The sequence below is a fragment of the Planktotalea sp. genome (genome assembly GCF_018607995.1).
GTDB lineage: Bacteria > Pseudomonadota > Alphaproteobacteria > Rhodobacterales > Rhodobacteraceae > Planktotalea.
Window position 1 is genome coordinate 375,780 of the sequence record NZ_JABBAL010000030.1, and the last position, 26,290, is coordinate 402,069.

General features: G+C 53.6%; 25 protein-coding genes and 1 pseudogene. 12 read left to right on the plus strand and 14 right to left on the minus strand.

Going from position 1 to position 26,290, the window contains the following annotated elements; translation table 11 throughout:
- Positions 1-47 precede the first annotated feature (47 nt).
- The 5 genes and pseudogenes from QZ280_RS13115 to QZ280_RS13135 form a co-directional block, all read right to left on the minus strand.
- Complete coding sequence (locus QZ280_RS13115; protein ID WP_293444899.1) at positions 48-581, minus strand: sarcosine oxidase subunit gamma; 534 nt, start codon at positions 579-581, stop codon at positions 48-50.
- A complete protein-coding gene (locus QZ280_RS13120; RefSeq protein ID WP_293444901.1) occupies positions 574-3,504 on the minus strand; it encodes a sarcosine oxidase subunit alpha family protein in 2,931 nt (976 codons plus the stop codon). Before QZ280_RS13120 ends, QZ280_RS13115 begins: the two co-directional genes overlap by 8 nt.
- Positions 3,501-3,773: a sarcosine oxidase subunit delta gene (locus QZ280_RS13125; RefSeq protein WP_293444903.1), complete on the minus strand. Its 273-nt coding sequence runs from the start codon at positions 3,771-3,773 to the stop codon at positions 3,501-3,503. The genes QZ280_RS13120 and QZ280_RS13125 overlap by 4 nt, the downstream gene beginning before the upstream one ends.
- A gap of 78 nt (positions 3,774-3,851) precedes the next feature.
- Positions 3,852-5,105 carry a sarcosine oxidase subunit beta family protein gene (locus QZ280_RS13130; RefSeq protein ID WP_293444905.1) on the minus strand — a complete coding sequence of 418 codons (1,254 nt, stop codon included), beginning with the start codon at positions 5,103-5,105 and terminating at the stop codon, positions 3,852-3,854.
- A gap of 104 nt (positions 5,106-5,209) precedes the next feature.
- Positions 5,210-5,992: pseudogene (locus QZ280_RS13135) on the minus strand (glutamate dehydrogenase); the annotation flags it as partial.
- A gap of 142 nt (positions 5,993-6,134) precedes the next feature.
- On the opposite strand from QZ280_RS13135, the gene QZ280_RS13140 reads away from it, so the two are divergent.
- On the plus strand, positions 6,135-6,818 hold the full coding sequence (locus tag QZ280_RS13140; RefSeq protein WP_293444907.1) for a hypothetical protein: 684 nt from the start codon (positions 6,135-6,137) through the stop codon (positions 6,816-6,818).
- Between the two features lie 303 nt (positions 6,819-7,121).
- Here the strand turns inward: QZ280_RS13140 and QZ280_RS13145 are convergent, their stop codons facing one another.
- Together QZ280_RS13145 and QZ280_RS13150 are read right to left on the minus strand one after the other, a co-directional pair.
- Positions 7,122-7,598, minus strand: a complete 477-nt coding sequence (locus tag QZ280_RS13145) for a hypothetical protein (RefSeq protein WP_293444909.1) — start codon at positions 7,596-7,598, stop codon at positions 7,122-7,124.
- An 87-nt stretch (positions 7,599-7,685) separates the two neighbouring features.
- On the minus strand, positions 7,686-8,630 hold the full coding sequence (locus QZ280_RS13150; protein WP_293444911.1) for an NAD(P)-dependent oxidoreductase: 945 nt from the start codon (positions 8,628-8,630) through the stop codon (positions 7,686-7,688).
- A 122-nt stretch (positions 8,631-8,752) separates the two neighbouring features.
- On the opposite strand from QZ280_RS13150, the gene QZ280_RS13155 reads away from it, so the two are divergent.
- On the plus strand, positions 8,753-9,925 hold the full coding sequence (locus QZ280_RS13155; RefSeq protein WP_293444913.1) for a reductive dehalogenase domain-containing protein: 1,173 nt from the start codon (positions 8,753-8,755) through the stop codon (positions 9,923-9,925).
- A gap of 1 nt (position 9,926) precedes the next feature.
- Here the strand turns inward: QZ280_RS13155 and QZ280_RS13160 are convergent, their stop codons facing one another.
- The 5 genes from QZ280_RS13160 to QZ280_RS13180 form a co-directional block, all read right to left on the minus strand.
- A complete protein-coding gene (locus tag QZ280_RS13160; RefSeq protein ID WP_293444915.1) occupies positions 9,927-11,210 on the minus strand; it encodes a DUF3422 domain-containing protein in 1,284 nt (427 codons plus the stop codon).
- A gap of 125 nt (positions 11,211-11,335) precedes the next feature.
- Positions 11,336-11,779: an aggregation factor core gene (locus QZ280_RS13165; RefSeq protein ID WP_293444917.1), complete on the minus strand. Its 444-nt coding sequence runs from the start codon at positions 11,777-11,779 to the stop codon at positions 11,336-11,338.
- A 191-nt stretch (positions 11,780-11,970) separates the two neighbouring features.
- Positions 11,971-13,404: an NAD(P)(+) transhydrogenase (Re/Si-specific) subunit beta gene (locus QZ280_RS13170; protein ID WP_293444919.1), complete on the minus strand. Its 1,434-nt coding sequence runs from the start codon at positions 13,402-13,404 to the stop codon at positions 11,971-11,973.
- Positions 13,405-13,417: 13 nt separating this feature from the next.
- Positions 13,418-14,989: a Re/Si-specific NAD(P)(+) transhydrogenase subunit alpha gene (locus QZ280_RS13175; RefSeq protein WP_293444921.1), complete on the minus strand. Its 1,572-nt coding sequence runs from the start codon at positions 14,987-14,989 to the stop codon at positions 13,418-13,420.
- A 138-nt stretch (positions 14,990-15,127) separates the two neighbouring features.
- Positions 15,128-15,520 carry a methyltransferase gene (locus tag QZ280_RS13180; protein WP_293444923.1) on the minus strand — a complete coding sequence of 131 codons (393 nt, stop codon included), beginning with the start codon at positions 15,518-15,520 and terminating at the stop codon, positions 15,128-15,130.
- Between the two features lie 192 nt (positions 15,521-15,712).
- Here QZ280_RS13180 and QZ280_RS13185 point away from each other — a divergent pair, with 192 nt between their 5' ends.
- From QZ280_RS13185 to QZ280_RS13215, 7 genes are all read left to right on the plus strand, one after another.
- Positions 15,713-16,465 (plus strand): SDR family oxidoreductase, encoded by a 753-nt coding sequence (locus QZ280_RS13185; protein WP_293444925.1) that lies wholly within the window; start codon positions 15,713-15,715, stop codon positions 16,463-16,465.
- Positions 16,465-16,824, plus strand: coding sequence for an MmcQ/YjbR family DNA-binding protein (locus QZ280_RS13190; RefSeq protein ID WP_293445204.1), 360 nt, complete (start codon positions 16,465-16,467; stop codon positions 16,822-16,824). Before QZ280_RS13185 ends, QZ280_RS13190 begins: the two co-directional genes overlap by 1 nt.
- 59 nt (positions 16,825-16,883) lie before the next feature.
- Positions 16,884-17,348, plus strand: a complete 465-nt coding sequence (locus tag QZ280_RS13195; RefSeq protein WP_293444927.1) for a (2Fe-2S)-binding protein — start codon at positions 16,884-16,886, stop codon at positions 17,346-17,348.
- 3 nt (positions 17,349-17,351) lie between these two features.
- Complete coding sequence (locus QZ280_RS13200; RefSeq protein WP_293444929.1) at positions 17,352-19,592, plus strand: molybdopterin cofactor-binding domain-containing protein; 2,241 nt, start codon at positions 17,352-17,354, stop codon at positions 19,590-19,592.
- A 294-nt stretch (positions 19,593-19,886) separates the two neighbouring features.
- Positions 19,887-20,468, plus strand: a complete 582-nt coding sequence (locus tag QZ280_RS13205; protein WP_293444931.1) for a calcium-binding protein — start codon at positions 19,887-19,889, stop codon at positions 20,466-20,468.
- A gap of 51 nt (positions 20,469-20,519) precedes the next feature.
- Positions 20,520-20,714 (plus strand): hypothetical protein, encoded by a 195-nt coding sequence (locus QZ280_RS13210; protein WP_293444933.1) that lies wholly within the window; start codon positions 20,520-20,522, stop codon positions 20,712-20,714.
- Positions 20,715-20,723: 9 nt separating this feature from the next.
- On the plus strand, positions 20,724-21,980 hold the full coding sequence (locus QZ280_RS13215) for a Hint domain-containing protein (RefSeq protein WP_293444935.1): 1,257 nt from the start codon (positions 20,724-20,726) through the stop codon (positions 21,978-21,980).
- 9 nt (positions 21,981-21,989) lie between these two features.
- Here QZ280_RS13215 and QZ280_RS13220 read toward each other — a convergent pair whose 3' ends face one another.
- Positions 21,990-22,766 (minus strand): gamma-glutamyl-gamma-aminobutyrate hydrolase family protein, encoded by a 777-nt coding sequence (locus QZ280_RS13220; protein ID WP_293444937.1) that lies wholly within the window; start codon positions 22,764-22,766, stop codon positions 21,990-21,992.
- 93 nt (positions 22,767-22,859) lie between these two features.
- Here QZ280_RS13220 and QZ280_RS13225 point away from each other — a divergent pair, with 93 nt between their 5' ends.
- From QZ280_RS13225 to QZ280_RS13235, 3 genes are all read left to right on the plus strand, one after another.
- Positions 22,860-23,135 (plus strand): hypothetical protein, encoded by a 276-nt coding sequence (locus tag QZ280_RS13225; RefSeq protein ID WP_293444939.1) that lies wholly within the window; start codon positions 22,860-22,862, stop codon positions 23,133-23,135.
- Between the two features lie 30 nt (positions 23,136-23,165).
- Entirely contained in the window at positions 23,166-23,594 is a 429-nt protein-coding gene (locus tag QZ280_RS13230; protein ID WP_293444941.1) for a hypothetical protein, read from the plus strand.
- Positions 23,595-23,710: 116 nt separating this feature from the next.
- Positions 23,711-23,947: a cytochrome P450 gene (locus QZ280_RS13235; protein ID WP_293444943.1), complete on the plus strand. Its 237-nt coding sequence runs from the start codon at positions 23,711-23,713 to the stop codon at positions 23,945-23,947.
- 158 nt (positions 23,948-24,105) lie between these two features.
- On the opposite strand, the gene QZ280_RS13240 is transcribed toward QZ280_RS13235, so the two are convergent.
- A complete protein-coding gene (locus QZ280_RS13240; RefSeq protein WP_293444945.1) occupies positions 24,106-26,250 on the minus strand; it encodes a malate synthase G in 2,145 nt (714 codons plus the stop codon).
- Positions 26,251-26,290 lie beyond the last annotated feature (40 nt).

A 26,290-nucleotide genomic window follows, 5' to 3' on the forward strand; every position in this document is an offset into this window, starting at 1 on the left:
CTCCTCACCAGCCGTATCGATGTACTTATGTCATCCAAGCCCAAAAGTCACCCGCGCGCTGACAGAAGCTTTATCTTATGCGTCACCTCATGCACCATCGTGCCCGCCATCGAACGGAAAGTCATCAAGCGAAACGCGTCTTTGCCTGTACGCGTTATGTGTAGCGGCATATGCCCCAGCTGACTGCGCAACGCGTGGCCACGTTTGAATGTGCCTGCCCTCAGATCAACCGGAACAAGTCGCGCAAGCACCGCTTCACTGCCTACACCCTCGAGGGTGATCGCACACCACGCATCGCTTTGATCCGTAAGCGCCGCATGTTTGACAAGGAGCATATCCACCGCGCCGCCGATCACCAAATACTGCCCTTGCGAGAACCAAACGACCTCTTGCCCCGCTTTCGAAACGGAGCGTCCTACTTTAGGCAACGCACCTCCAAGCAGCTTTTCCACTTGGACATCTTGGCCCTTAAATGGCGCGAGAGAGATCATTACGCCCAGCACGACTTCGCGCAGGTTCAAACCACCCATTGTGACAGGCAATAGCCCCTCAGCCGGTGTTTTTGCTACTAAATCAACCACGTAGCTTGCCCCCATCTGGATCATGGAACAGAGGGTCGCAAATTTCGCAAAGGGTTTCGATACCGCGCATATGGTCAATCAGCTTGATCGTCTCCCCATGGCGCGCACGTCCGTTCATCAAGAACCCCATCCCAAGAAAGCTAACTTCAGTCGGGGAAAACCCAACAGAGGTCACATAGCCAATCGAGTTTTGTCGCGTCGGCTCGCTCTCAGGCTCAAACAAATGCGCACCACCCGTGAGCTGCTTCACGGCACCAATCGGTTTCAGGCCAATCAATTGCTCGCGGTCAGGACCAACAAGCCCCTCGCGCGCCGCCATAGTCTGTCCAATGCAATCCTTCTTGGCAGAAATCATCCGTTCCATCCCGATATCAAAGGCCGTCACCCGCCCATGAATTTCGGCATGCGTGATAAAACCCTTTTCGATCCGCAGCACATTGAGCGCTTCCATCCCATAAGGACCACCGCCCAGCGCTGCCGCGTGTTCATTCAGCTTATCAAACAGCGCAGCGCCGTAGCGCGCGGGCACGGCAATCTCATAGGCATGCTCCCCAGAAAAGGAGATGCGGAACAAACGCGCATTTACCCCCCCGATAGCGACGTCACCGCAGCCCATGAAGGGAAAGCTGTCATTGTCGATGGGCGCATCAAGCAACTCGTTCAATAACGAGCGCGATTTTGGACCAGCAACGGCAAATTGCGCCCATTGTTCCGTCACAGAGACCATCGACACGTCGAGTTCAGGACGCAAACATTGATGCACATATTCCAAATGACGCATCACAGCGCCGGCGGCGGCGGTGGTCGTGGTCATCACGTAATGGGTATTAGAAAGACGCGCAGTGGTGCCGTCATCCATCACGGTTCCGTCTTCACGCAGCATGAGACCGTAGCGCACTCGTCCGGGTTTTAAGGTACTGAAGGTGTTGATATAAATGAAATCCAGAAACGCGGCGGCGTCTGGCCCCTGGATATCAATCTTGCCTAGCGTGCTCACATCGCAAATACCAACGCTACTGCGCACCATATTTACTTCACGGTCACACGACTGGCGCCAGTTTGTTTCACCCTCTTTCGGAAAATAGCTTGGACGATACCACATCCCCGCTTCGATCATCGGCGCACCCTGCGCCACTGTACTCTCGTGCGAGGTGACCAAACGCTCAGGCGCAAAGCCCTTGCCCTCGGCCCCTGCACCCATCGCCGCAATCGGCACAGGTGTGTAGGGAGGACGGAACGTGGTTGTCCCCGTCTCGGGAATACCACGCCCAGTCACATCCGCAAGAATGGCCAAAGCGTTCACGTTAGAGTTCTTACCCTGATCCGTCGCCATCCCCTGCGTCGTGTAGCGTTTCATATGCTCGACAGAGCGAAAGTTTTCTTTCGCCGCTTGTTTCACATCTTTCACAGTCACATCGTTTTGGAAGTCGAGCCAGGCACGCCCTGTTCCACCAACGGCCCACAAAGGGCTAATACGAATAGGCGCATCTTCTGCTTCAGGCGGATCGCTCTGTATGGCTTTCTTGCCCAAAGCTGCCAAAGTTAACTCTGCAGCTTTGCGCCCCTCGGCTAACGCACCATGCGTCGAGAAGGTTCCATTGCAGGCACCAGCCGTCACCATCCCCGGAATCATTCCCGCGCGCGGCACAAAGCTTGCGATGTCTTCGCGCCATTCGGGACGTCCATTCATGTGACACGTCATATGCACAGAGGGGTTCCACCCCCCCGACATCGCCAAACATTCGCTGGCAATCTTTTCTGTCCCGCTCTGCGTACGGATGGTCACGGACTTTAGTCCCTGCCGCCCACTCGCGCCACAAATCTGCGCACCTGCATATACGGGGAAATCGCCGCTTACCTGCACATCAGGACGACTATCGACCAAGGCGGCCACATGCACACCTGCCGCGCTTAGATCAAACGCAGTGCGATGCGCATCATCATTATTACCAAACACAACAATATCGCGACCCGCAGTAACACCCCAACGATTCAGATAAGCGCGCACAGCGCCCGCGGTCATGATGCCGGGGCGGTCATTATTCTGAAACGCGATAGGTCGCTCCAGCGCGCCCGCTGCAAGGATCGAACGCTTGGCTACGATACGCCAGAAACACGCCCGCGGCGCATCTGCACGTGAGATGGTATGGCCCGTCACACGCTCCAACGCGCCGAATGTGCCTTGGTCGTAGACCCCCGTGACAGTCGTACGCGACATGATCCGCACATTGTCCATGCTCGACAACTCAGCAATCACAGATGCGACCCAATCCAGCGCAGCACGTCCGTCAATCTCATAAGTCTCACTGAGCAAACGGCCACCCGCTTGCGCATCTTCATCGGCCAGAATGACATCCGCACCTGTGCGGCCCGCTTCTAGCGCAGCCATTAGACCTGTAGGCCCAGCGCCGATGATCAAGACATCACAAAACGCAAAGGCTTTCTCATACTCCTCATCGTTGGAGGTCCCACTTAGCCCGCCCAAACCTGCGGCACGGCGAATAAGCGGTTCATACACACGCTCCCAAAAGGCGCGCGGCCACATGAAAGTTTTGTAATAAAACCCGGCACTGAAGAAGGGCGCGGCCAGATCATTCACCGCTAGCGCATCAAAACCAAGCGTCGGCCAAGCGTTTTGCGAGCGCACCTCAAGGCCGCCATAAATTTCTTGAACGGTTGCACGCACGTTGGGCTCAACATTTTCCCCGCGTTTAATCGTGACTAGCGCGTTCGGTTCTCCACTGCACGCCGTCAAAACGCCCCTTGGACGGTGATACTTGAAAGACCGCCCCATCAAACGCTGATCATTCGCCAACAAAGCAGAAGCAACCGTATCGCCCGCAAACCCTTGATAGTGATGCCCATCAAACGTGAAATTCACAGGCTGCGTCCGATCAATCAGACCTTTGTTTTCAAGTCTCATGACATCGCTCTCTTAACGTCGGACGCGAGGGCTGTATCTAACACCTCATGACTGACCGTATTGCGCGTCACAACGACCCAAGCGGCACATCCTGCTTCGTGCTGCCATAAATCGCGCGTGATACCTGCCGGATTATCACGGTTATGCACATAGTCATCCCAAGCAGATATGCCCGCATCAGGATCAGGACGCGCCAAAGCCACAGCATCCCCAACATAGTAAAATTCGCGGCGATCACGCTCCCCGCACAGCGGACATTTCAAACGCATATCATCCCCTCTTTAACGCTCTCGCGCTTCATCTTGCCAAATAAACTCACGCCATTGGCTGCCATACTCTCAAGCCTCCTAGTGCAAATTGTGCTGAGAGCCGGTGCCCTCTTCATCAATTATGCCAACACCTGTGCGGAACCGATCAAGCTTAAAGCCCGTCGCCTCACTGTGATGTTGATCGGTCGCGATCAGATGCGAGAACACAGACCCTGATCCGGGCACAGCTTTGAACCCGCCGTAACACCAGCCTGCATTAATATAGAGCCCCTCCACAGGGCTTTTATCAATAATTGGACTGCCATCGGGCGTCATATCCATGATCCCGCCCCAGGACCGAAGAACCTTTGCTTCGCCAATCATCGGCATCAGCGTCATGCCCGCTTCCATCACATGCTCTTTCATCGGCAAGTTGCCGCGCGATGCATACGAAGCATAGAAATCCAGATCACCGCCAAAGACCAAGCCGCCCTTGTCAGACTGTGAAATATAAAAATGTCCCATGCCAAAACTGATCACATGATCAATCACGGGTTTTAACCCTTCGGTCACAAAAGCCTGCAAAACATGGCTTTCAATCGGCAAGCGCATGCCTGCCATTGCCGCGATTTGACCAGAGCGTCCTGCGACTGTCATCCCAATTTTTTTGGCCTTGATAGCCCCGCGTGTTGTTTGCACACCTATGACCGCACCATTTTCTATGTCGATGCCGGTCACTTCGCAGTTCTGGATAATGTCTACGCCACGCATATCCGCGCCACGCGCAAATCCCCAAGCCACCGCATCATGACGGGCTGTACCGCCACGTGGATGAAGTAAGCCGCCGTAGATCGGAAAACGAACGTTGTCGAAATCAAGATAAGGCAGATGTTTACGCACACCCTCGCGATCCAGCAAAATCGCGTCATCGCCTTGGTTTACCATCGCATTTCCACGCCGTACAAACGCGTCGCGCTGTCCGTCGGAATGGAAAAGGTTGATCAGGCCACGTTGGGAATGCATGATGTTGTAGTTCAAATCTTTTTCCAGCCCCTCCCATAGCTTCAAGGAATGGCTGTAAAATTCAGAATTTCCATTCAGGAAATAGTTGGCCCGCACAATCGTGGTGTTGCGTCCTACATTGCCACCGCCAACGTAGCCCTTCTCAAGGACAGCAATATTGGTTAGGCCATGGTTCTTCGCAAGGTAATAGGCCGTGGATAAACCATGACCGCCCCCGCCAATGATAATCGCGTCGTAATCCGACTTAGGATCAGGATCGCGCCAATGCGCGCCCCACCCTTTGTTTCCTGTTAGACCCTCTTTGAGAATGCGAAGTCCTGAAAACCGCATGCCTCTCTCCCCAACGTTTCAGAGACAGACCTAAACTATAAAATTAAGCACACGCAACGCCTCTGCGACATTGCGTGTCTTTTTTCGCGTTTCTTGAAGCTATATCATCTTAAAAGTGGCTGTAGCCCTTTCGCATGATAGCTCGCAGCCACCTTATAGATAGCAACTAAAGAAGCCGCTGTGCGTAGATCTTCCACGTCATCGCGGCTATGCTAGACATCACGTATCGCTTGATACGAAATCCGCATCGTATTGTCTAAGCCAGAGCGTACCAATTCCAATTCATCCGCACCGCGCAGATATTTTTCTTTAAAACCCGGCGACAATTGCCAGCCAATCCCTTTGTCTGAGCTCAAGCGCTCCAACTCATCAACAACCAGCTGATGGCACCCTTCTTCTTGGCGACGTTGTATACGACCAAAGCGGATGTGGCTTGGGTTCTTTACCCATTCAAAATAGCTAACCGGCACAGCGCCGGCCTTTGAATACATGTAGGAGATGATGACTGTCTCTTGCGAGCAGAGGATCTCATCTGCGCCCGCCGTGACAGGGCCGTTCGCCGCCTCAATGATCAAAGGGGACTTAATCCTAACTGCATTGCTGAGGTTGATTACCACCTCCAAAGCCGCTGGAATAAGAATATCGCATTCTTCTTCCATAGCAGCATCGCCATTTTCCTGGTAGCGTGCATCACGATAGCCGCTGACGCCACCATTCTCGATGATCCAAGTGCGCACGGCTTCAACATTCAAGCCTTCCACACCTAACAAGCCGCCATCTTGTTTCACAATGTCTGTGATCTTGCTGCCATCTTTTTCGTTTAGAAATTTAGCCGCCTAATAACCAACATTGCCGAGACCTTGCACGATCACACGCTTGCCATCCACGCGGAAATATTCACGCAGCGGTGAGCGCGGTAACTTAACGGTCGAATTCGCCCTGGTGTTCGCTATGATCCTAACCTCGAGCATCTAAATGGGGATCATCGCGGTCCGTTAAACCTTGTTTGAGGGCGGTCTCGAAATCGCAATGCGCGAAGGCCGCCTGGACACATGGACAAACTACACACACAACCAAGTGCCTGGAATGATCTGTGATGGTGCGGTGATCTTTGAAAATTGCGAAGCCAATCTTCGATTGGAAATGGCCGCAAGCGATCTACGCAATTACACTGCACTACCCGACGCGGTGGATTATGTTCAACATGCTGCAGGTGAATCCAAAGTCTTGAACCCCGTGCGCGAATTCACTGCAGGCCAATCAAACAGGTTGCTGATCGTACGAGCATGTATGCTCTATGATCCGGTCTTCCCGACCTCGGGACTCGAGCTTGACCGCACTACCAATCAAAATGGCAAAAGCGCCTTGGTCGCTGTGTCAGCATACACCCATCAACCGATGGTAATAGCTATGAAATTGTCACTCCTGTCAAAATTACGCGGGTGTCTGCAATATACCAAAGGCACGGCCTCCGTCGAAGCAGCGATCATCTTTCCAGTCGTCTTCTGGGCTTACGCGTCAATGTTCAAGTACTTTGAAGCCTATCGTGCACAAGCGGTTGCGGAAAAGTCGGCCTACACGATCAGTGACATGATTAGCCGTGAAACGCTGGCAATCATCCCATCCGATATGACAAATGCGCGCAACATCTACAAAGACCTGTCCAGTCTTAGCCCAGGTAAAACTGCGCTACGCGTCACATTTTTGCGCTGAGATGGTAACGAAAAAAAATCCAAAGCGGAGTGGTTCAAGCGTCGCTGCGATATTCCAAAGCCGCGCAACCGCGATTTGAAAAAATACGATGATCTGCTGCCCACATTGATCAACAACGAGCGCATCATTCTGATCGAAACAGCGTCGGACTATGTTCCATCTTTCAGCGTTGGCTTGGCTCCACGAGTGATTAAGACATTCGTCCACACATGCCCCTCAGATCGTTAGGGATGCAAACGGTTAAGCAACCGCAATATTGCAAAAAGCGCGGCGTCATTTTCATCTGGCGCGGCGCTTTTCATTTCAGGACTTAAGATCTTGCTCTGCAATCAAAATGGACAGGGTTTCGGCCAGGCCCTTTGACTGCGGCGCTCCCGTGACACCACCAATGCCGATGCGCGTTGCGAAACACCAATACATCCCCGGTGACCAACGACGTGGCCCGCCTTGCTTGGTTGTTACAAGAAACCCGTTAGAGGGTTTGAACGCAAAGGCCCCACGCTCTACATTGGCTATATTTGACAGCTCTGTTAGCACAATCCCGTCTTTCACTCGCAGCTCTGTCTTGGTAAGCTCAATAACTTGTGCGGTGGCCCTATAAAGTCGGCTTGCCGCCGCAATCACACCTACACCGCACAGGATCAAAACGATCTGAGACACGCCAAATGGCACTGAAAACGCCAGATAAACCAGCAACACGCCAAGCAGCCCAAGCATAGCAGTGCCCGTCCAGCGGCGCGGTGGCGAGGCAGTGAGCGTGGCAATCACAGGATCAGACATAAGAAAGCGACCTTTGCTGAGAGGTAGAGGTCTCTTCCCCTACCCGTTCTGGTAGCTGTTGGCGAGACCTTGCACGTGCGACTCGCTCTAACGACGTACAATCACTTCTGCACCACGCTCTTCGGGTTCGTCGTCCGTCATCTCAGCTGGAAAACCGGGTGCCGTGACATCCAGATCCGTAATTTCTTCCAAACGTTTGATAATATTTGGTGACAACTCTCTAGGGCCGAACCGCTCGATGCCATCTTTGAAAATATCAATCAACAGTGGATTAAGTTGCAGCGGCACATTCGCGCGATCCGCAACCGCTTGGAACAGACCGATATCTTTAGCGACCAGATCCATAGTAAAGGAAATATCGCGACTGCCGTTCAAAATGACTTGGCTTTCAGTTTCATGCACAAAAGAATTTCCAGATGAAATCCGGATTGCTTCAAAGGCTGTTCCCAGATCCATGTCTGCTCCCTTGGCCACCGTCAACGCTTCGGCTACAGACACCAGATTGGCTGTTGCCAAATAGTTGGTAATCACCTTCAAAATGCTGGCAGAGCCAAGGTCGCCCGTATGCAAAACACGCCGGCCCATAATCGTCAAAAGCGGCAAGACACGTTCGAACGTGTCGCGCGCGCAACCTGCGAATATCGCAATATTGCCAGTATCTGCGCGATGACATCCACCTGACACAGGACAATCCACCGCCGCGCCACCTGCCCCGATCACTTTCGCCCCCAAGCGTTTGACCTCGGCTTCGTCCGTCGTGGACATTTCCATCCAGATCTTACCTTCGCAGACCTCAGGTAACATCTGGCTCATAACCGCATCAGACGCAGCGGGGCTTGGCAGGCAAGTGATAACAGCATCACAGTCGCGCATCATTTGAATAGGGTCGCCCCCGTCACGCGCACCAAACGCTACAAATTTCGCAACCAAAGTCGCATCAAGATCATGCACCGCAAGATCCATACCATTGCGCAGCAAACTACTAGACAGTTTTCCACCCACGTTCCCAAGCCCAATAAATCCAATTTTCATAGGTATCTCCCTCACTTAACCCACACCCTGGTAAACAGACACACGACCCGTCGCGCCCATTCGCGACCTATAAACTCAAATCTGGCACTTGCAGCGAAAACAACGCACGTTAGGCTTGGATCATGACATATCGTTCCAATCATCCTGCACAGGCAAATGATTCCGAAGCTGGAATTGAGGTCACCGACGATTTCGAACGCTTTACACAGCGCAATGATATTTTCACGCGTGCCTTTTGGGACGAAACTATACGCAGCACGCAAACAGACGGGTTCTTCGCATCCTACAGAATGGAGGCAGCACCACGGCGCGGCGATGGTTTCACGCAACGTGACTTTGCCCTGCGCAATGCGTCTTGGTTGATCTCAGATGTAATGTCAGATCGCGGTGCCGAAACAGGTAAACGCGAAGGATTTCAAGCTCCTATCGCTTATGACACACCCGTCGCCCCTGATCGTGCCGAAATTAACGATCCCGCAAGAATGAGCCGCGAAATCAAGCGCATCGCCGCCTTTTTTGGGGCTGACCTTTGCGCAGTAACGGAGCTTGATGAACGCTGGCTTTACTCGTCTCGCGTGGACACGCGCGACATGAGCGATGCGCCCAATGATCTGCCCCCAGGCATCACCCATGTGATTGTGCTGGGACATCAAATGGACGAGGACTTGGTCGCAACCTACCCCTCCGCTTTAGCGGGGGCCGCAACGGGGCGCGAATACAGCCATGAGGCCGCAATCGTGATGCAGCTCGCCGCCTATATCCGAAACTTGGGCTATGAGGCCGTCGCGTCGATGAACGACACGGGTTTGGTTATCCCATACGCACTTAAAGCTGGCCTTGGAGAATACGCGCGCAATCAAATGGTGATCACACCGGAATTCGGGCCGCGTTTGCGGTTCTCGAAAATCTTTACAACTCTGCCCCTTGAGGCCGATACGCCCAAAAAACTAGGTGTGGCAGAGTTTTGCAACATTTGTACCAAATGCGCTGATGCCTGTCCTGTCAAAGCATTGCCCTTTGGAGCACCCAATATCTCGACCCAAACCTCATCCATCAAAGGCGTGCGTAAATGGACCTCTAACGCGGAAAAATGTTTCGGTTTTTGGGCGAAAATGTCCACGGACTGCGCAATTTGTATGCGAGTCTGCCCGTTCAATCGCGACTTCACCAAGAGACGTCACAAAATCTGGCTGAAACTTGCGTTGTCCCGCCTTCGGAAACTCGCACTTTGGCTGGATAAAGATCGCGGCGCACGGGTGAAACCTGCGACGTGGTGGGCGCGATCCTCTAAGTAGATTATTCTTGCGAATGGCCCCGAATGCGTCGCACCATCCACAACACAAACAAGACAACTGGCAAAGTAACGGCGGCTGTCAAAAGCTCTTTACTGGTACCTGCAACACCAGTCAGCGGATAAAGCAGATAGCTCGCCAAAGACACCGCATAATAGCTGATCGCAACCACTGAAAGGCCCTCAACCGTCTGTTGCAATCGCAATTGCAGATCGGCGCGTTTGTTCATACTTTCCAACAACTTCTGGTTCTGTGCAGAGCGATCTACATCAACCCGTGTGCGCAACAATTGCGAGGCTCGCACAGCACGTTCTGACATGGTTTCCAGGCGCGCTTGCGTCGCTTTCACGGTGCGCATTGCAGGATCAAACCGACGCATCATAAACTCTGCGAGCGTTTGCCGTCCCTCCCAAGGCACCTCGCGTAGGGCTTGGATGCGTTGGTTTACAATCGCTTCATAGGCCCCCGTCGCACCAAAACGGAACGAGGTTTTCGCCTGTAGCGCCTCCAACTCAGCCGAGATACGGAGCAACTCGTCGAGCTGACCAACTGCGTCATCGCCATTGGTTTGCATTTGGCTCATCAATTGCGTCAATTCAAAATCAAGCGACCCCATGCGTTTGCTAAGCTCTCGTGATTTGGCAAGGCCCAGCATCGAATTGGCTTTGTAAGTTTCAATCTCGAACAGACGTTGCAGAATGCGACCTGTGCGCCCTTGGCCCACACCATCCGCAATGAACAAAGCGAAGCGCGAATGGCCTGCTTCATCAATGTGGAAATCCCCTGCAATAACGCCCGAGCTGTCCAAAACCGAACTCGCCGCGAGACTTTCGCGCACAAACCACTCTGATAGTTTTTCGCGGATGATCCCTGCATCATGCTGTGGCTCAATTCGTAAAAGACACGAAGTGATCCGCAAACCCGGTGCCGCCGCGAGCCAATCCTCTGGGAATAAAGCGAAATCAGCCGCGTCAAAGGCGCGGTCGCTCAGGCCGTCAACGAGCAATGTGAAGGTCACAAATTCCGTGTGGCGCTCCCATTTCAGGCGATGCTTCCCGAGTTTGCCGAAATAATGCGTCGCACCGGGCTGCGGATGTGCCGCGCCATAGCGATCCAGCAACATGATCAGATGATCAAGGTCCGCTTGAACCGCATCTACACCAGCGACATTTCTGTGCTTCAGCGCGAGAAAAACCGCGCGCGACCCCGTTGTGAGGGTCGGAGACGGACGTGCGTGCAGCTCATTCGAGAGTTGGAAACGCAATGGGTGGTCTTGGATCGGCGGCACAGGCAATCACCTATAATCTTTGATGTGACTTAATTGTAGCTTGCACACGCCGCCTTGGAAAGAAAAAACGTTCTATTGCAATATGTTAGCGGAATACTTTGGTATACCGAACGACATCGCCTCTCTTACACGTCGCAACTACTAGCTTCAACGCGGGCCTGTGCAGTGGCGTCAAAGACTGCCGATCGGCTGCCCTCTGCGCTATCCACTTTAACGCGTGCACCGGCAATTTCAGCGCCGCTTACCGTGATTTCACGTGCGCTGCCCGTGTCGTCCACATCCAACGTAAAGGCCACGACCTGCCCTTTTGGCAACGCTGACAAACGCAGGCTTAACGCCGTATCGCCGTCCATGACTGTGGGCGCTTGATCCACTAAAACAGTGCCCGTGGTCAACTCAAACGGTTGAAACACTTCGACGCCCGCGCCTTTGCTTGTGGTGTCAAATATCAACCCACCTGCGGAGCCGTCTAGATTGATAGATACCGTCAGTGGCCCGTTCAAGCAATCAGAGACTGAGCTGATCTCAAATCGGTCTTTCGGCGCGCCTTCGATGAAACGTACGTTCAAGTCTGCCTGCGCGACGGAGGCTAAAGCGAAAAGGCAACTCGAAAGGGTGGGATTGGTTTTTATATCAAAGATCCTTATAGAATTCACTGTCACCTCGAGCAGAGCGCCTCAAAGGCAAGTCATTGGCAGAGCTGCAAACAAAAAAAGCCCCGCCAAATGGCAGGGCTTTCTTTAATTCTTCGCGGTAGGTTTTAGTCGATCAATGGCAAAAGCTTGTTCAAGCTTTCTTTCGCATCGCCGTAGTACATGCGCGTGTTCTCTTTGTAGAACAATGGGTTCTCGATGCCCGAGTAGCCCGTGCCCTGCCCACGCTTGGAGACGAACACTTGCTTGGCTTTCCAACACTCCAGCACGGGCATGCCCGCGATTGGAGAGTTCGGATCGTCCTGCGCCGCTGGGTTCACGATGTCATTGGAACCGATCACGATCGCAACGTCCGTCTCTGGAAAGTCCTCGTTGATCTCGTCCATTTCCATCACAATGTCATAGGGCACTTTGGCTTCTGCCAAGAGCACGTTCATATGACCCGGCAAACGACCTGCCACAGGGTGGATAGCAAAGCGCACATTCTTCCCTTTTGCACGCAGCTTGATCACCATTTCAGCAACCGCTGCCTGCGCTTGTGCCACAGCCATGCCATAACCCGGGATCAGAATGACACTATCCGCTTCGTTCAAAGCAGCTGCAACGCCGTCTGTGTCAATCGCCACTTGCTCGCCCTCGACGGCCATCTGCTCACCCGCAGGGCCACCAAAACCACCAAGGATAACAGAGACGAACGACCGGTTCATCGCCTTACACATGATGTAACTGAGGATCGCACCGGAAGAACCAACCAGCGCACCAACCACGATCAACAGGTCATTCCCGAGGGAGAAACCAATCGCCGCAGCCGCCCAGCCAGAGTAGCTGTTGAGCATGGAGACAACGACAGGCATATCCGCGCCGCCGATGCCCATAATCAAGTGGTAACCGATGAACAAAGCCGCCAGGGTCATCAAGAACAACGGGAAGAAACCGCCCGTGTTGTAGTACCAGATCAAGCAGATGGCTGACAGAATCGCAGCACCCGCATTGAGCAAGTGACCGCCCGGAAGCTTTGTCGCTGCACTGTCAACTTTGCCCGCAAGCTTGCCGTAAGCGATGACAGAACCTGTAAAGGTGATTGCACCGATGAAGATACCAAGGAACAACTCAACCCGCAGAATGCCGATCTCAACGCCATCTTTCTTGGCCAAAAGCGCTGCAAAACCTTCAAGCGCTTTCTTACCTGCATCGTCCATCGCCAACACGCGACCAAGCTCGATATGTGCAATCAAACCGACGAAAACCGCCGCTAGACCCACAAGAGAGTGCATAGCAGCAACCAATTCTGGCATCTGCGTCATTTGCACTTTCGTCGCCAGTTGATAGCCGATTGCACCGCCGCCGATGATCATCAAGATGGACAATAACCAGTAGCCCGAACCAGGGCCCACAAGCGTCGCTGCCACCGCAAGCGCCATGCCCACGATGCCATACCATACCGCGCGTTTCGCACTTTCCTGTCCAGACAAACCGCCCAAAGACAGAATGAAAAGAACTGCGGAAACTACGTAAGCTGCTGTTGTAAAACCAAATTCCATTTATCCAGCCCCCTTAAGATTTCTGGAACATGGCGAGCATGCGCCGTGTTACAAGAAAGCCGCCAAATATATTGATGCCTGTCATAAAGATCGACACAGCTGCGAGCAGAATCACCAACGATGAGCCTGAACCGATTTGCATCAGCGCGCCCAGAATGATGATCGATGAGATCGCATTCGTCACCGCCATCAGCGGTGTGTGCAAGCTGTGCGCCACACCCCAGATAACTTGGAAGCCCACAAATACCGAAAGAACAAAAACGATAAAGTGCTGCATAAAGCTTGCAGGGGCAACGAGACCAACACCCAACAAAAGCACGGCACCAACAGTAAGCAAAGTCACCTGCTGCTTGGTTTGCGCTTTGAACGCTGCGGTTTCTGCCGCGCGCTTTTCCTCTGGTGTCAGTTCTGGAATGACTTCCTTCGGCTTAGCCGCAATGGCCTGAACTTTCGGCGGTGGCGGTGGGAAGGTGATTTCTTTGCCAAACGTCACAGTCGCGCCGCGAATGACATCGTCTTCCATGTCATGATTAATCTGGCCGTCCTTTTCAGGGGTCAGGTCAGTCATCATGTGGCGAATATTCGTCGCATAAAGCGTGGACGCTTGCGCCGCCATACGCGATGGAAAATCGGTGTAGCCGATGATTGTGACACCGTTATCAGTGACAATCTTCTCGTCCATGACAGTCAGCTTACAATTGCCGCCCTTCTCAGCGGCAAGGTCGACGATCACAGAGCCGGGCTTCATGCTTTCAACCATATCTTTGGTCCAAAGCTCTGGTGCTTCGCGGTTCGGGATCAGGGCTGTCGTAATGACGATGTCCATGTCCGGCGCAATCTCGCGGAACTTGGCAAGCTGTGCGGCAGCAAACTCGGGAGACGACACAGCGGCGTAGCCACCTGTGGCCGCGCCATCTGCCTGCTCTTCCTCAAAATCGAGGAAGACGAACTCAGCCCCCATGCTCTCGACCTGCTCGGCCACTTCAGGGCGCACGTCGAAGGCATATGTTATTGCGCCAAGGGATGTAGACGTCCCGATGGCAGCCAAGCCAGCAACGCCAGCACCGACAACCAGAACCTTCGCTGGCGGAACCTTACCCGCCGCGGTGATCTGACCTGTAAAGAAGCGAGGGAAGTTGTTACCAGCCTCGATCACCGCGCGGTAGCCCGCGATATTTGCCATCGACGACAGAGCATCCATCTTCTGAGCGCGCGAAATACGTGGAACCATTTCCATGGCAATCACGTTCGTACCCTTTTTCTGCGCCGCATCCATGCCCGCATCATTCGCAGCCGGCGTGAAGAAGGAAATAAGCGTTTGGCCCTCGCGCAAGCGCTTCAGCTCAGCCGCTTCGGGCTGGCGCACCTTTGCGACGATGTCCGCACCCTTCCAAAGCGCCGATGCGGTTTTGACAACCTCAACGCCAGCCTCGTTATAAAGCGCGTCTGAAAAACCAGCGTTCGCACCTGCGCCCGTTTCGATCATACAGTCATATCCGAGTTTCTGGAGTTGCTTCGCGCTCTCAGGCGTCATGCCTACACGGTTTTCTCCCTCGAACACTTCCTTTGGTGTTCCGATTTTCAAAGATCTGCCCCCTTGTAACAAATAAGCCAAATCACTGGCCGAGCGGCACAATGTTGCTGCCTTGCTAAAGGGCACGCGCGAAACGTGCAAGCAAAGGTCGCAACAAGCGGACTTAATGTCGCAAATCAGACGCCGCAGTCAAAGCCACTGCCTAACTCTCTGACAATACTTGACAAAATTAGCGCTTATGGTGATGTGCAAGCGATTTTTTTCAAGCACAATAAAGCGGTGTTCCAGTATACTTACGAATACAGAGATCAACGGGAGCGCTGAAACAGCGTCCCAACGCAGAATCAACCCAGCAAGGATCAGCACATCCCCAAGATAATTCGGATTACGGCTGCGCTTGAAAATGCCACTCACCACGAGGTGATCCGCGTTCAAATGTGGAATGACGGTGGTGCGATGTTTGCGCATCTCACTCGCAGCGAGCAGCATCAATAAAATGCCCGCCCCCAACAACAACCCGGCTAGAAAGTCACTCCAAACGCTACCAATGCTTAACCCAAAGTTCAGAAAATCACTTTGCATCCACGCGAGCGCACAAAATCCGAAAAGCCAAACAGGTGAATTATCAATGAGCTAAACAAGGGGGAGCTTTCGCATGTGGGCTATCCCTTAAACGCGTCTTTCTAAAGTAACCTAAAACACCAAATGACGACACGGCGCGTCTTGTCACCCCCTCAGCGCGAGGTAGTGTGAGCGTCAAAGGGAGTAGAGATTATGGATCTAAATGGCAAACACGCATTGATCACGGGCGGCGGCACGGGCATTGGCCTTGCGATCGCGAAGGCTTTGGCGGAAGCCGGTGCAGAGGTGACAATCACGGGACGTCGCAAAGACGTACTCGACAAGGTCGCGGGCGGGCGCATCCACGCGCTCACGATGGACGTCGCAGATGAGGCCTCTGTGGTAGACGGGTTCGCCAGCGCCGTGGCCGAGCGTGGCCCCATCTCGATCTGCGTCGCCAATGCGGGTATCGCAGAGGGCAAAGCGCTGCATAAGATGGACATGGATTTCTGGCGCAAGGTCATCGGGATTAATCTGGATGGTGCGTATCTTACGATGCGAGAAGCGATGAAATCAATGGCGGGGCTAGACTATGGCCGCATCATTGCTGTGGCGTCGATTGCGGGCATCAAAGGTTTGCGCGGCGCACCTGCCTACACGGCATCTAAGCACGGAATGATCGGTCTTATCAGGGGTTTAAGCGAAGATTACATGGGCTCTCCCATCACCTTCAACGCAATCTGTCCGGGCTATGTGGACACAACGATTGTGTCAGAAAACATAGTCTCCATCGCTGCGCGGGCGGGCATTAGCGAGGAGCAGGCTTTGAAAATGATGGTGGAGACGAACCGTCACCAACGCCTGATCACCCCCGAGGAAGTTGCGCATACAGCGATGTATCTCTGCGATGAAAACTCAGGATCCATCAACGGACAAACCATGGAGATCGCTGGCGGGCAAATGTGATGCTTAGCCGCGATGCGATCAACGCATATTGCAAATCTCTGCCCCAAAGCACGTATGTCGTACAATGGGGCAACTCCGATGTGTGGAAGGTCGGCGGTAAGGTCTACGCGGTCGGTGGTTGGGCGGATGGCGAGAATGCGGTGAGTTTCAAGGTCACCGATCTTGGCTTTGAGGTTCTAAGCGACATGCCCGGAATTCGCTCCGCGCCTTACTTGGCGTCGCGCGGAATGAAATGGGTGCAGGTCTACGGAGATCATGGGTTGCCGGAGGATGAACTCAAAGCGCATATCAAGGCGAGTTATGAGATGATCATCGCTAAACTCACCAGAAAACTGCGTGCAGATCTTAATTTAGGGTGAAACAACGACAGGCTGACATAAACGATTACCTTTGTCAGAACCTTACAGGAGATTGATCCATGGCGACCATACTCACCGTTAACGGCACCCAGCGCAGCATGGATCTTCCCGATGACATGCCCCTGCTTTGGGTCTTGCGTGATGAACTAAACCTGACTGGCACAAAATTTGGCTGCGGTGTCGCGGCCTGCGGGGCCTGCACGGTGCACATCGATGGCAAGGCCGTGCGCTCTTGTCAAACAGCGCTCTCAGATGTGGACGGAGAGGTCATTACCATCGAAGGTCTCGGAACCCCAGAAAGCTTGCATGCTTTGCAAACCGCATGGGTCGAACATCAGGTCGCGCAATGTGGTTACTGCCAGTCAGGCCAAATTATGCAAGCGGCCAGCCTTTTGGCCGAAAACCCCAACCCCTCAGACACAGACATCGACGACGCAATGCAGGGTAACCTGTGCCGATGCGGGACGTATCCGCGTATTCGCGCCGCGATTTACTCCGCTGCCAAAGCCACGCAGGGAGAATAACCCATGGCCTCTTTAAAAAAAATCGCCCGCCGCACATTCCTCATTGGTTCTGCCGCTATCATTGGTGGCGTCGCATTTGGCGCATATAAATACACCCGCCCTTTGGAAAACCCAATTGAGGCAGGCCCGAATGAGGCAGCACTCAATCCGTTCATTTTTATTGATCAAGAGGGCGTCAAGATCATCACGCCACGCGCAGAAATGGGTCAAGGGGTACACACCACGCTTGCCGCTCTCGCCGCGGAAGAGCTTGATATAGCTTGGGAAGATGTTCGCGTTCTGCACGGTCTACCCGCGCAGGCCTATTACAACAGCGCCTTAATGGGCGCGTCGCTGCCCATGGCGGAATATTCAAAAACCGCATTTATGCAGACCGTGTCCGAAGCCTTGGGCGAGGCCAACAAATTGCTCGGCATGCAGCTCACAGGTGGGTCTACGTCAATGATCGACGGCTATGACCGCTTGCGCCACGCGGGGGCCACCGCACGAGAAACGCTCAAATTGGCCGCCGCAGACGCCTTTGGTATTGATGCGGGCAACCTGAAAACAATGAACGGGCGTGTGTATCAGCCTGACGGAAACTCAATTTCTTATTCCGATCTTGCAACCGCCGCTGCGAAGATCGATCCCCCTTCGGTCGAACTGCGTCCAAAATCCGAGTGGAAATACGTCGGCAAAACCATGCCACGTGTGGATATTCTGGCCAAAGCAACAGGCACCGCAGAGTTCGGCATTGATGTGCGCCTTGAGGGGATGAAATACGCAACTGTGCGCATGAACCCGCGTCGTGGCGCGCCGATGAAATCAATGGATGCTACTAACGCGTTGGGCATGGCAGGCGTGGAGCAAGTGATCGAGCTTGATGGTGGATTTGCGGTGATCGCGTCCAATACGTGGCTGGCCTTTCAAGCGGCAGACGCAGTGGAGGTTGAGTGGGTCACTGCCACCTACCCTCCCAACCAAGACGAAATTTGGAGCGCGATTGAACAGAGTCTCGACACCAAGCCGAATTCTATGCTGCGCGATAATGGTGATGTAGAGGCAACAATCGCGGGTGTCACCGAAATCACCGCAGAGTACCGCATGCCCTTTCTTGCGCACTCCACAATGGAGCCGATGAACGCAACGGCATTATACACAGATACCTCATTAGAACTTTGGTGCGGCAATCAAGGGCCGACAATCGTGCGCGACAAATGCGCCGTCGCGGTTGGCCTCACCGCTGATCAAGTCACGCTTCATACGACATTACTTGGCGGTAGCTTTGGACGGCGCGGTGAATTCGACTTTGCACTTTATGCCGCGCAGATCGCTCAAAAAATGCCCGGCGTCCCCGTTCAAGTCACGTGGAGCCGCGAAGAAGACATGCGCCACGATTTCTATCGTCCGGCTGCGCTTGGGTGCTACAAAGGCGCGGTAAAGGACGGCAAAGCAGTCCTGCTTGATGCAAAAGTCGCGGGCCCATCTGTCGCGTTTGATGCGATAGAGCGCTGGATGGGCTTTAGCGGCGGCGGGCCTGACAAAGTTCACGTCGAAGGTGCATTCGATCAACCCTACAAAATTCCCAACTACCGCGTTGCCGGACATCTCACTGATCTCAGTGTGCCCCTCGGCTTTTGGCGCTCTGTGGGAAATTCGGTCAACACGTTCATGCATGACAGCTTTCTGGACGAGCTCGCCTATGCGGCTGGCGCGGATCCCCTGGCCTTTCGCCTTGATATGATGCGCGATGAACATGCGCCCTCTGCGGCTGTGCTCGAGACCGTGCGCGATATGTCGGGTTGGACGGGTAAGACAGAAGCAGGCGTCGGGCGTGGCGTTGCCTTTGCGCACAGCTTTGGCACGCCAGTCGCGCAAATGATCGAGGTGATTGACGAAAACGGCAGTATCCGCATCAACCGCGCTTGGATCGCAGCAGACCTCGGCACGATCCTTGACCCCGGCAATTTGGAAGCACAGCTTTATGGTGGAATGATATATGGACTTTCAGCAGCGCTCTTTGGGGAAATCACTTTTGCGGATGGCGAAGTCGAGCAAGGCAACTTCCCTGATTACGACGCTTTGCGCATCCACAACGCGCCTGTAACAGTAGTCAAAGTCATGGAAAGCGGTGGCCACATTGGTGGTGCAGGAGAGCCCGGAACACCACCGTCAATGTCTGCACTCACCAATGCGATCTTCGACCTCACGGGCAAGCGCGCACGCACGTTGCCGCTGATGCATGAGTTTGATCTACTGACCTAATCGCAACACACTGCGCGCCTTTTTGAAGCAATAGGCGCTCAGAAACGGGCCGAGTCCCCTGCCACAAAGGCGACACAAACGCTTTAAAACCATCCTGAAATCGTCCTAACCCGTGCGCAAACGCGCCAAATTGCAATTGTTTCCACTTTGGAGACGCAAAGGAAACGCACTGTTTCCAATGCATATTTCTAGAATGGAATACGCATTCGCCCAATGGATATCTGGTCACGCTCGACGATGCATCGCTTGATGTGAATGACATCATCGGTGCGACACAGGTCTTTTTAACCATCGATGCCACCATCGGCGCAGGTGGATGGAATTGGCCTGGAATCTGGGGCAGGTAACGGCTCGTTTTATTCCAACATCAATGTCACAGGCACCTACTATGAGGGCACAGACGGCAACGCCTACTTTATCCCAGACACGTGGTTCACAACCAGCGGCACCGCCTATGTGACCTCTGCACCGGCTTTCTCACTTTCAATACTCGACGACGGTACAAACGGTGCAGATGTCATTGATGCCAGCTACACAGACGGTGACGGAGACCAAGTGGATGCGGACGATGGTTCTGGCCCTTCGGGGCATGAGGACACAATCAGCGCGGGCGACGGAAACGATAGTGTTGAAGCGGGCCTTGAGGACGACATCGTCTACGGTGGCGGCGGCAGCAATACGCTTGAAGGCGGCTCTGGCAACGATTTCATTTTTGGCGAAGACGGTGCAGATATTATTCGCGGCAACGGCGGTTCTGACACCATCTCGGGCGGCGACGGTGCGGATACGCTTCGCGGCGGACTTGGCAACGACAGCATTGATGGCAAGGATCTGATTGGGGCAGATCCAGCAAGCGACTCTACAACGCTAGACTAAGGTACTCTCGACGAGAACGGCAGCCTTGCGATCACAGGCACAAGCGAGACGATGAAGGTCAAGATCACCAAAACGACCAACGGTGCAGGACAGACTGCAAACGTACAATCCCAAGGCTCCACTGCGGCGGACGGCCTCTGGGTGTCTAGTCTGACAGACCCCGTCACGACGAAGATGACCTTTGATAGCTTGATCGAGAATGCCAATTCTGAAATCTACGATATAGATCAAAACACTGGATCATAGGATGACCTTTTGACGGTTGTTGCGCTCGATCAAGTCGGCAACCAAATGCCTGAGGTCCGTTCCGACTTGGACGGGCTGCATTTCATCAGCGGCGATGACCTAAACGCAGACGGCAATGCCAGCACCGACGTTAAAACGACTGGCGCGGACCATTCCGTGACCGTTGATATCACAGGTCCTTTTGTTCAATTGATCTTCACTTTTGACAATGGCGAAAGCGCGTCAAAAAGCGGGCTCTTCGGCGTTGGCAATATGACCATCGACTTCACAGTTGATTATAATGTGGGATCCGGCGACGACACGATCAACGGTAGGGCTGGCAACGATACGATATTCGCGGGCAACGGGGACGATTCCATATCTGGTGGGATAGGCAGCGATAGCCTGGATGGTCAGGTCGGAGATGATTTCTTCAACGTTGGTGACGGCGATGACTACTTCCAACTGGTCGAGTTAGGCGAAGCCTCTGGTGCGGGTGCCAGTATTTTCATCCAAGGCAACGAAGGCGATGAGACCACTGGCGACACACTGAACCTCGACACGCTTGGTGATCGCAACGATATTGTCTACTCAAACACTGATGACGCAGCGAGCGACCTCAGCGGGACGCTGACCCTGGAAGATGGCACGCTTCTGACGTTTGAAAAAATCGAAAAGATCATCTGCTTTACCCGCGGTACGATAATTGACACGCCCTTTGGTCCACGCGCTGTTGAAACGCTGAAAGCAGGCGATCTCGTCACTACACGCGATACTGGCCCGCAACCAATTGCTTGGACGCGATCGCGCACGACGCCCTGCACTCCGGCAACCACGCCGATCCAATTTGAAATGGGATCGATCGACGGATTAAGCGCGCCGTTGAAAATTTCGCCACAGCATAAAATGCTCGTGTCGCATTTTGCCTGCGACTTGCTTTTCGGTCAAAACATCGTGTTTTGCACTGCGCAACACATGCTAAATGATCGCATTAAACGTGTGGCGCAAAAAATTGTAACCTATGTGCATATCACGCTCGACACGCATCAAATGATCACCGCAAACGGTGTGGAAACCGAAAGCTTTCTATCAGGCCCAGAAGGATTGAAGGCGCGCTATAACGCGTCCAAAGCCGACCTATTCTCGGCCCTTCCAGTACTCAAATTCGATCCCGACTCACACGGAAAAGCCGCCTACACCTGCTTAAAACCCCATGAAAACAAACTCTTCATGGAAAAAATTGCGATGGCAGATGCGTGGCGCATGTCCCAACAATACGCCGCTTAAGGTCTCAGCCTACGCACTTAACCGTGCGCGCGAGCGACGCGCATCAGCAAAGCCGTGCACGGCTGCGCCAAAGGCCGCAAACAAAGGTCGCGACACAGGATCACCATCCGCGTTCCATTCCGGATGCCACTGAACAGAGGCCGTAAAACCGGGCGCGTCCTTCACATAAATCGCCTCTGGCGTGCCATCTTCAGCAACCCCATCGATAATGATCCGAGGCCCTGCCTCTTTGATCCCCTGACCGTGCAGCGTATTGGTCATCACCTCGTCTGCCCCAAAAATTTCGTGAAACACTCCGCCAGTCTTGACGCTCACCTTATGGCGGATTTCGAACTTTTCCTCGAGCGAGCCGTCAGGCGGCATGCGGTGGTTCATTCGCCCCGGCAAATCGCGGATCTCTGGATAGAGCGAGCCCCCCATCGCAACATTCACCTCTTGAAACCCGCGGCAAATCCCAAGGAACGGCTGCCCTAGCTCCACGCAGGCACGCACCAGTGGAAGCGCAATCGCATCACGCGCGCGATCAAATTCACCATGTGCCTCAGTAGGGCTTTCACCATATTCCTCGGGATGCACATTCGGACGCCCACCCGTGAGCAAAAACCCGTCAAACTGCGCCATCAACTCTTCAACGCTCACATGCGCAGGATCCGCAGGCACTAGGATCGGCATGCAGCCCGCCACTTGCGCGATCGCATCGGCGTTCATCACCCCACCCGCATGTACAGGATATTGATCATTCAGCAGATATGAATTCGAAATGATGCCGACGATAGGACGCGTCATACACTCTCCTTGAGCGATGTTGCTTTTCCATTGCAATATATGGCGGCAATGCGCAGGCTTGCAATGCATCTTAGTAAATAAGCGATGTGACGCATGCCACATTACAAAATCAATGATCCCGACTTTCTAAAAGACCCAACCGCGACCCTTGCACACATGCGCGCCGAAGACGCCTTGGTACGAATCAAACTTCCGATCATCAGGCTATGCTGGGCCACGACCACAGATGCGGCCGCACGTGATATCCTCAAAGACGATGCTCATTTCGCCCGTAATCCCACCAATGCGGGAGGCCGCTATATCGGGCGGTATTATTGGTTCTTACCCCGCTTTATGCGTCCCTTGACCCGCAACATTCTTGGCTTTTAGGGGGCTGAACATAAACGCATTCGTACGGCCGTGGATCAAAGTTTTTCCCAAGCATCAATTGAAGCATTACGGCCCAACATCACAGGGATCGCTGATCATTACCCTGATCAACTCGACACAAACAAACCCGTCGATATCACTGAGGATTACGCCCGTCCGCTACCGCTGGATGTGATCTCAGTACTAATCGGAATCAAGCCAGATTTACGCACCATCCTCGCGCGCGCAATCGCACCGATTTCCAAACCAACGGGTATCTTGACGATTCTCACCGCCCTACCCGACCTCTATAAAACGCAAAAACTCTTACGCGCAGAGATCACACATATTCGCGACACGCCGCACGATGGTTTGCTAAGCACTTTGATCCACGACCCCACGTGCAATCTGACGGATGATGAGATCTTGTCGCTTGCGTTCATTTTTTCATCGCGGGCCATAAGACGACTTTACATTTGATTTCCGACGCAGTTTTTGCAATCCCAGAAGGGGCATCATTCAACGAACCGACCTCTCTCACCATCGAAAAATTCATGCTGTTTTTCAGCCCTATGAAGATGAAAAGACCACTATTCATGCGCGAAATTTATGACCGCTTTGGCAAGACTTTGAAACAAGGCGACAAGGTCATCGCACAATTAATTGCCGCCAATCATGACCCTGCCCGTTTCGAAAACGCGACTGACCTCCAAACAGTCCGTCGTCCCAACGCACATATTGGATTTGGATTTGGCCCGCATGTGTGTCTCGGGATACACATTGCCCGCCTGGAAACTCAGATCCACTCGAACGCCTATTCCAGCGTTTTCTAAACCTTGAATGCAGCCCCAAAGATGCGACCCCACTTTACAGTCCGCGCGTCGGCTTTCGCAGCATAAAGCATCTCAAGGTCAAAATCAGACCTAAAGCCCTTTCCTTTTCCACAAATATCCCCAGCTCAGCGCAGCGCTCGAGGGGCAGCGCCCCTCTTTTAAGCAACGCTAGCCTTTAACTCCAAACGGCGCGCGTGAAGCACTGGTTCAGTATAGCCCGACGGTTGATTACGCCCTTCAAACACCAAATCGCACGCGGCTTTATAGGCAATTGTATCAAACCCCGGCGCCATCTTGCGATAAAGATTATCACCCTCGTTCTGGCGGTCGACAACGGTGGCCATCTTTTCCATCGCCGCACGAACCTGATCTTCGCTCACCACGCCATGATGCAACCAATTTGCTAATGCTTGGCTTGAAATCCGGCAGGTTGCGCGATCTTCCATCAGCCCTACGTCGTTGATATCAGGAACTTTTGAGCACCCAACACCCTGATCTATCCAGCGCACAACATAGCCCAAAATACCTTGGGCATTGTTCTCAACCTCACGCTGAATTTGCTCAGGCGACCACTGCGCATATTTCGCCAAAGGAATTTCCAGCAAGGTCTGCACGTTCGCGCGTCGGCCCTTTGCTTTGATCTGATCCTGCGCTTTTAGCACATCAATCTTGTGATAGTGCAACGCGTGCAACGTCGCCGCCGTTGGACTTGGTACCCACGCGCAATTCGCGCCCGATTTTGGATGATCTACTTTCTGCTCAAGCATCGCCGCCATAAGATCCGGCATCGCCCACATGCCCTTACCGATCTGCGCGCGCCCTTGCAGACCGCACTCCAGACCAATGTCAACATTCAGGTTCTCATAGGCACCGATCCAACCCTTGAGCTTGATGAAATCCTTGCGACTAAATGGACCAGCCTCCATGGAAGTGTGTATCTCATCACCAGTACGATCTAAAAACCCTGTATTGATGAAAGCAACGCGCGATTTAGCCGCTCGGATGCAAGATTTGAGGTTGGCCGAGGTGCGGCGTTCCTCATCCATGATACCGATCTTCACTGTATTGCGCGGCAGGCCAAGAATGTCTTCGACCTTGGCAAAAATCTCGTCAGAAAACGCGACTTCTGCGGGGCCGTGCATCTTTGGTTTCACAACATAAACAGAGCCATGCACCGAATTCCCGCTCTCGCGTGTCAGGTCATGCATAGCGATCATCACAGTGCAGAGCGCATCCATCAAACCTTCACTGATCTCAGCGCCATCACGGTCCAAAATTGCAGGATTGGTCATCAGGTGACCCACATTGCGCACCCACAAAAGGGCGCGCCCTTTCAGCGACACTTCTCCGCCCTCTGGCGCTATGTAAACGCGATCCGCGCTCAAGCGGCGGGTCATCGTCTGGCCACCTTTCTCAAAGGTTTCTTCTAGATCGCCTTTCATGAGCCCTAGCCAATTCCCGTAAGCGCCGACTTTGTCCTCTGCATCCACGCAGGCCACGCTATCCTCGCAATCCATAATCGCAGACAGCGCACTTTCCAGCACAACATCCGCGAGCCCCGCCTGATCGCGGCTGCCAATCGGGTGCGTGCGATCAAAGACTAGCTCCACATGCAGACCATTGTTGCGCAAAACGAGCGCACTTGGGGCCTTCGGATGCCCTTGATACCCAATGAATTGCGACGGATCACTTAGCGGTAAATCATCAACCAGTAGCGCCCCATCATGCACATGATAGCGACGCACATCTGCATGCGAAGCCCCTGAAATCGGGAAAGTTTCGTCTAGAAACACACGTGCACGCGCCACGACGCGGGCACCGCGGCCCTTGTCATAAGCGCCTTTTGGCGCAGCGCTGCCCATCACATCCGTACCGTAAAACCCATCATACAAGCTGCCCCAACGCGCGTTCGCAGCGTTCAGCGCAAAGCGCGCGTTCGTAACAGGCACCACCAATTGCGGACCGGGCGTTGTTGCGATCTCTGGATCAACGTTGGTCGTATCGATCTGGAAATCATCCCCTTCAGGGAGCAAATAACCGATCTCGCGCAAGAAACCGAAGTAAGCATCTCGCGTGTCACCACCTGCCTTGTGCGTCCTATGCCAAGTGTCAATTTTGCCCTGCATTTTCTCGCGCTCTGCCAGTAATGCGCGGTTCTTTGGCCCCAGATCATGCGCCAAATCCGACAGACCGGCCCAGAACACATCCGGATCGACACCCGTACCTTCAAGCGCGTTGCCTTCGATGAAATCCACAAGGATTTGATCGACCTGTAGCCCATGCTTTTCGATCCGTTTGGTCATGTCATTCACCTGCAAATGTATATCATCGTGCCTGACCTAG